The following is a 5,404-nucleotide window of genomic DNA, read 5'->3' on the forward strand; positions in this document are numbered from 1 at the left end:
TCGAGAGGTTGACCTCGAGGGTGTTGAGGATCTCGTCGGCGTAGTCCTCGGCGCCGAGCCGGATCTCGCGCTCGCGGGCCTTCGCGTCCTCGATGATGTCCTCGGCGGCGCGCTCCGCCTGCTTCGTGATCTCCTCCTCGGAGGTGAGGCGCTCCGCGCGGTCGCGGGCCTCCTTCACGATGCGCTCCGCCTCGCGCTTGGCCTCGGCGAGCATCTCCTGACGCTCCTTCACGATCCAGCGCGCCTGCTTGATCTCTTCCGGGATCGTCGCGCGCATCTGATCGAGGATGTCGTAGATCTCCTCCTTGTCCACCCTGACCTGGTCGGTCATGGGCACGCCCTTCGCGTTGTGGACGAGATCGTCGAGCTTGTCGATGAGGACCAGGACGTCCATGGCAACCCTTCAGTTCGCTGCGGGGGAGGCGGTTCCTCCCCGGCAGAAGAGCGAGTCTAGACCCCGCGGCTGCCTCGCCGCGAGGCGCGTCGCGGTCCCTGCACGCCGTCATGCAGGGCCGGCCGGGGGTCAGCCCCGCCGCAGCTCCTCGACGAGCCGGTCCTTCACGGCGTCCGGGACGAGGCCGTCGATGTCGCCGCCGAAGGTCGCGAGCTCCTTCACTCCGCTCGAGCTGAGGAAGCTGTACTGGGGGCTCGCCATGAGATAGAAGCTCTCGACGTCGGGCGCCTGCCGGCGGTTGAGCTGGTTCATCTCGAACTCGTACTCGAAGTCGGAGATGGCGCGCAGGCCCTTCACGATCGCCTTCGCCCCCACCTCGCGCGCGAAGTCGACGATGAGCGTGTTGAACGGCGCCGCGCGGACGTTGTGGAGGCCGAGGTCGGCGACGGCCGTCTCGATGAACGCGAGGCGCTCCTCGATCTGGAACAGCGACTTGTTCTTGCGCACGCTGTTGTTCACGACCGCGACGATGACCTCGTCGAAGAGGTCGGCGGCACGCGTGATGACGTCGAGATGGCCGTTGGTGATCGGGTCGTAGCTGCCGGGGCAGACGGCGATCTTGCGCTCAGTCTGTGTCATGGAGATGGATGCGGATCCGGGTGTCGCCGTATCGGCGGTCGAGCGTGCACGGAAGGTCGAGCTCGATCGGGGCCCGGTGGTCCGTCTCGCACACGACGCGAGCGCCGGGAGCGAGGAGGTCCCTGAGACCCTCCTCGAGCTCTGCCCCCAGCGCCGGTGCCTCCCGGTACGGGGGGTCGAGGAAGACGAGACTGTATTCGTCGCCCCGCTCGCGCGCGGTGCGAAGGGCTGCGCGCGCGTCCCGGGGGACGATCTCGACCTCGTCCGGGGAGGCTCCGAGCGCCTCGACGTTCCCCCGCAGGACGGCGAGCGCCCGGCGGTCGCGCTCGACGAGGACGGCGTGGCCGGCGCCGCGCGAGAGCGCCTCGAGGCCGAGCGCGCCGGAGCCCGCGAAGAGATCGAGGACGCGTGCGCCCCCGACGTCGCCGAGCGCGCTGAAGACGGCCTCGCGGACGCGATCCGACGTCGGCCGCGTCACCGCGGAGGAGCCCTGGCCCCTCGGCGCCGCGATCCGCCGGCCGCCCCACTTCCCGGCGACGATCCTCACGCGGGGATCGGCACGTCGTCGGTGTCGGGGTGCGTCGAGCGCATCGCGATCGCCAGGAGCGCGTGCACGGGGTCGGCGAGGTCCGGGTCCTCCTCGAAGAGGCTCTCGGCGACGCTGCGCGCCTCGTCGAGGAGCACGGCGTCCTGCGGCAGCTCGGCGAACCGGAAGCTCGCGAGGCCCGACTGCCGGGTCCCGATGAGCTCGCCCTCGCCCCGGAGCTCGAGATCGATCTCCGCGAGGCGGAAGCCGTCGGAGTGCTCGGCGAGCGCCGCGAGGCGCGGCGAGTCCTTGGGACCGAAGAGGAGGCAGAGCGACTCGTGGGTGCCCCGGCCGACGCGGCCGCGGAGCTGGTGCAGCTGGCTGATCCCGTATCGCTCCGCGTTCTCCACGAGCATGACGGTCGCGTTGGGGACGTCGATCCCCACCTCGATGACGGTCGTCGCGACGAGGACGTCGGCCTCGTGCCGCGCGAACGCCTCCATCGCCGCCTGCTTCTCGCGGGGACGCATCTGCCCGTGCAGGAGGGCGACGCGGTGGTCGCGCAGCTCACCGGCGCGCAGCCGCTCGTACTCCTCCGTCGCCGCCCGCGCCTGGAGCGCCTCGCTCTCGGAGACGAGCGGGCAGACGACGAACGCCTGCCGGCCGGCGCGCAGCTCCTCGCGGATGCGCTCGTAGGCGCGCGCACGCTCGCGCTCGCCGGAGACGACGTGCGTGCGGATCGGCCGGCGGCCGCGCGGCAGCTCCCGCAGCACGGTGACGTCGAGGTCCCCGTACCCGAGGAGCGCGAGCGTCCGCGGGATCGGGGTCGCCGTCATGTGGAGGACGTGCGGCGCGCGCGGTGCCCGCGCGGGGTCGTCGTCCCGCGCCGAGGCCGCCTTCGCGTCGAGCGCGGCTCGCTGGCGCACGCCGAAGCGGTGCTGCTCGTCGACGACCGCGACCGCGAGGTCCGCGAACCGCACCGGCTCCTCGATGAGGGCGTGCGTGCCGACGACGATCGAGAGCTCGCCGGAGGCGAGGCGGTCGAGGATCTCCCGCTTGCGCCCCGCCGGGGTCGAGCCGGTGAGGAGCGCGATCGGGACGAGGAGCTCGCCCCACCCGCCGAGCAGGGCCTGCAGGGTCTGGAAGTGCTGCTCGGCGAGCGTCTCCGTCGGCGCCATGAGCGCCGCCTGCGCCCCGTGCTCCACCGCCCGCAGCATCGTGAAGACCGCGACGACCGTCTTCCCCGAGCCGACCTCCCCCATGAGGAGGCGCTGCATCGGCACGCCGCGGGCGAGGTCGGCCGTCACCTGCGCCATCGCGGCGACCTGGTCGCCGGTCGGCGCGAACGGGAGCGCCTCCTCGACCCACTGCCGCGTGAGCGAGGGCTCCTCGTCGAGGACCCGCGCCCGCGAGCGCCCCTCGCGCCGGCGGCGGCGCCGCAGGTAGGCGAGCTGGGTGAGGAGGAGCTCGTCGAACGCGAGGCGCCGGCGGCCGCCCTCCCCGTCGCCGACGTGCGCGGCGCGGATCGCCGCGGGACGGTCCGGGAGGCCGTGCGCCACCCGCAGGCGACCTGGGAGGGGGTCGATCGCATGCTCGGCGGCGTCGAGGTGGCGGCGGACCAGCGCGAGGATCTGCGTCGAGGACAGGCCCTCCGTCGCGGGGTAGTGCGCGACCGCGTCGCCGGTCGCCCCCGCGTCCTGCGTCGGGGCGTGCGAGCTCACGCGGAACCGGTTGCGCGCCTCGTGCTTCCCGTGGAGGACGAGGCGGGTGCCGACGGGGTACTTCGACACGAGCCACGGCTGGTTGAAGAACGTCGCCTTCATCGGACCGGTCTCGTCGGCGACCGTCGCCTCGACGAGGGGCTTCATGCCGCGGCGGCGCACCGGCCTCGAGGTGATCGCGCGGACCTCGACGACCACCGTCGCGCTCTCGCCGGGGACGAGCTCGGCGACGGTCGAGGCGTCGCGGCGATCGCGCGGGAGGTGCTCGAGGAGGGCGCCGACGGTCGTGAGCCCGAGAGCCCGCGCACCCTCGCGGGCCTTGTCGTGCCCGGGGTCGAGCGGAGCGTCCCACGCGGACGGGCGGGGGATGCGGACCGGGGCGTCGCGCAGCCCGCCGAGCTCACCGGGCTCGGCGCTCGCGAAGGCGCGTGGCGGCGCGTCGGTCACCGCGGGCGATGATCGCAGGGGGAACGGCGGGCCCGGCGACCGTCATCGGGCGACCACGGACGGGCGACCGCCGGTCACTCGGCGCTGAGGAGCCACCAGTAGGACGGCTGACCGCCCTCGGACTGCTCGAGCTCGACGTCGTCGGGGACGAGCGACGCGACGAGCGCGTCGTCGAGCGGGGCGCCGTCCCCCCGGATGCAGGTGACGAGCTCGCTGCCGTCGCAGAGCGAGGCGAGGACGGCCTCGAGGGCGGCCCGCGGCTCGCCCCACGCGATGAGCTCGTCGTCGACGAACCCGACGGCCTCGCCGACCGTGAACCGCCCGCCGGGATCCTCGCGCGCGGCGCGGGCGACCGCCCCGGTGCGGACCTCGTCGAGGGCCTCCATCATCGTCTCCGCGTTCTCGGGTGCCCGGGCGTCGGGCAGGAGCGCGAGAGCCGCTGCGAGCCCCGCCTGGAGGGAGCGCGAGGGGACGACCCGGACCTCCTTCTCGGCGAGCTCGGCGGCGCGCTCGGCGGCCATGATGACGTTCGGGCTGTTCGGGAGGACGACGACCTCCTCCGCGGGGACCTCGTGGATCCCGGCGAGGATCTCGTACGTCGAGGGGTTGAGCGTGTCCCCGCCGTCGAGGGTGTGGACGCCGAGGCTCTCGTAGAGACGCCGCATCCCCGCCCCGGCGACGACCGCGAGGGCGCCGCAGCGAACCGTGGGCGCGACACGCGTCGCCGACCCGTTCTCGTGACCGGCGGCGGCGAGGCGCGCGTCCCGCTCGACGACCTGCTCGGACATGTCGGCGACGTCGAGCCGGCTCACCTCGCCGTGGGACGCGAAGATCGCCGTCGCCTGCTCCGGGTCGTCGGTGTGGACGTGGACCTTGAGCGTCGCGGCGTCCCCCACGACGAGGACGCTGTCGCCGATCGTCTCGAGCAGCGGGACGAAGGCCTGCGCGTCGAGGCCGCTCCCCGTCACCGCGAAGTTCGTGCAGTAGCGGTACGTCGAGCTCTCGTGCTCGGGGTGCGTGATGCGGACCGGCGCGGCGTGATGCGCGAGCGCGGGCGCGTCGCTGCCGCGCAGGACGGCGACGACGCCGGCGAGGATCACCGTGACGGCGTAGCCGCCGGCGTCGACGACGCCCGCCTCCCGGAGGGCGGGCAGCAGCTCGGGGCCCCGCTCCACCGACGCCTCACCGGCGATGATCGCGCGCTCGAGGATGTCGGCGATGAGCGCGTTCTGACGCACCGGGTCGGGCTCCTCGCCGAGCCGCGCGTCGGGCATGTGCGCGAGCTCGGAGGCGACCGAGGCCGCCATCTCCCGCACGACCGTGAGCATCGTGCCCTCGGCGGGCGCGCGCACGGAGTCGTAGGCCCGCTGCGCTGCGCGCGCCATCGCCGCGCTCACGAGGACGGGGTCGATCAGCTCGCCGGGGCGCGAGATGAGCTCCTCGGCCGCTCCGCGGATGAACTGGGAGAGGATGACCCCGCTGTTGCCGCGGGCTCCGAGCAGCGCGGCGCGGGCGACCCGCTCGACGATCTCGTCGCGGCCGATCTCGTCGACGGGGTGGTCGCGCTCCTCGACGGCGAGGCGGTCGAGCTCGTCGCGGCACGCGCGGAGCGTGAGCGCCATGTTGTCCCCCGTGTCGCCGTCGGCGACAGGGAAGACGTTGAGGTCGTTGATCTCC

5 protein-coding genes are annotated in these 5,404 nt (G+C 73.7%); all 5 read right to left on the reverse strand.

The features are described 5' to 3' along the window. The coding region (locus tag ACME2J_RS21810; RefSeq protein ID WP_495547055.1) for an ATPase at positions 1-394 on the reverse strand (394 nt) is incomplete at its 3' end. Between the two features lie 129 nt (positions 395-523). Continuing rightward, positions 524-1,033 (reverse strand): pantetheine-phosphate adenylyltransferase, encoded by a 510-nt coding sequence (gene coaD, locus ACME2J_RS21815; protein WP_495547056.1) that lies wholly within the window; start codon positions 1,031-1,033, stop codon positions 524-526. Continuing rightward, a complete protein-coding gene (gene rsmD / locus ACME2J_RS21820; protein ID WP_495547057.1) occupies positions 1,020-1,580 on the reverse strand; it encodes a 16S rRNA (guanine(966)-N(2))-methyltransferase RsmD in 561 nt (186 codons plus the stop codon). Before rsmD ends, coaD begins: the two co-directional genes overlap by 14 nt. Beyond that, positions 1,577-3,727 carry an ATP-dependent DNA helicase RecG gene (recG, locus tag ACME2J_RS21825; protein WP_495547058.1) on the reverse strand — a complete coding sequence of 717 codons (2,151 nt, stop codon included), beginning with the start codon at positions 3,725-3,727 and terminating at the stop codon, positions 1,577-1,579. Before recG ends, rsmD begins: the two co-directional genes overlap by 4 nt. Before the next feature lie 74 nt (positions 3,728-3,801). Beyond that, positions 3,802-5,404 (reverse strand): DAK2 domain-containing protein (locus tag ACME2J_RS21830; RefSeq protein WP_495547059.1); only part of this gene is annotated, 1,603 nt, incomplete at its 5' end.

The organism is Paraconexibacter sp. (genome assembly GCF_059438195.1).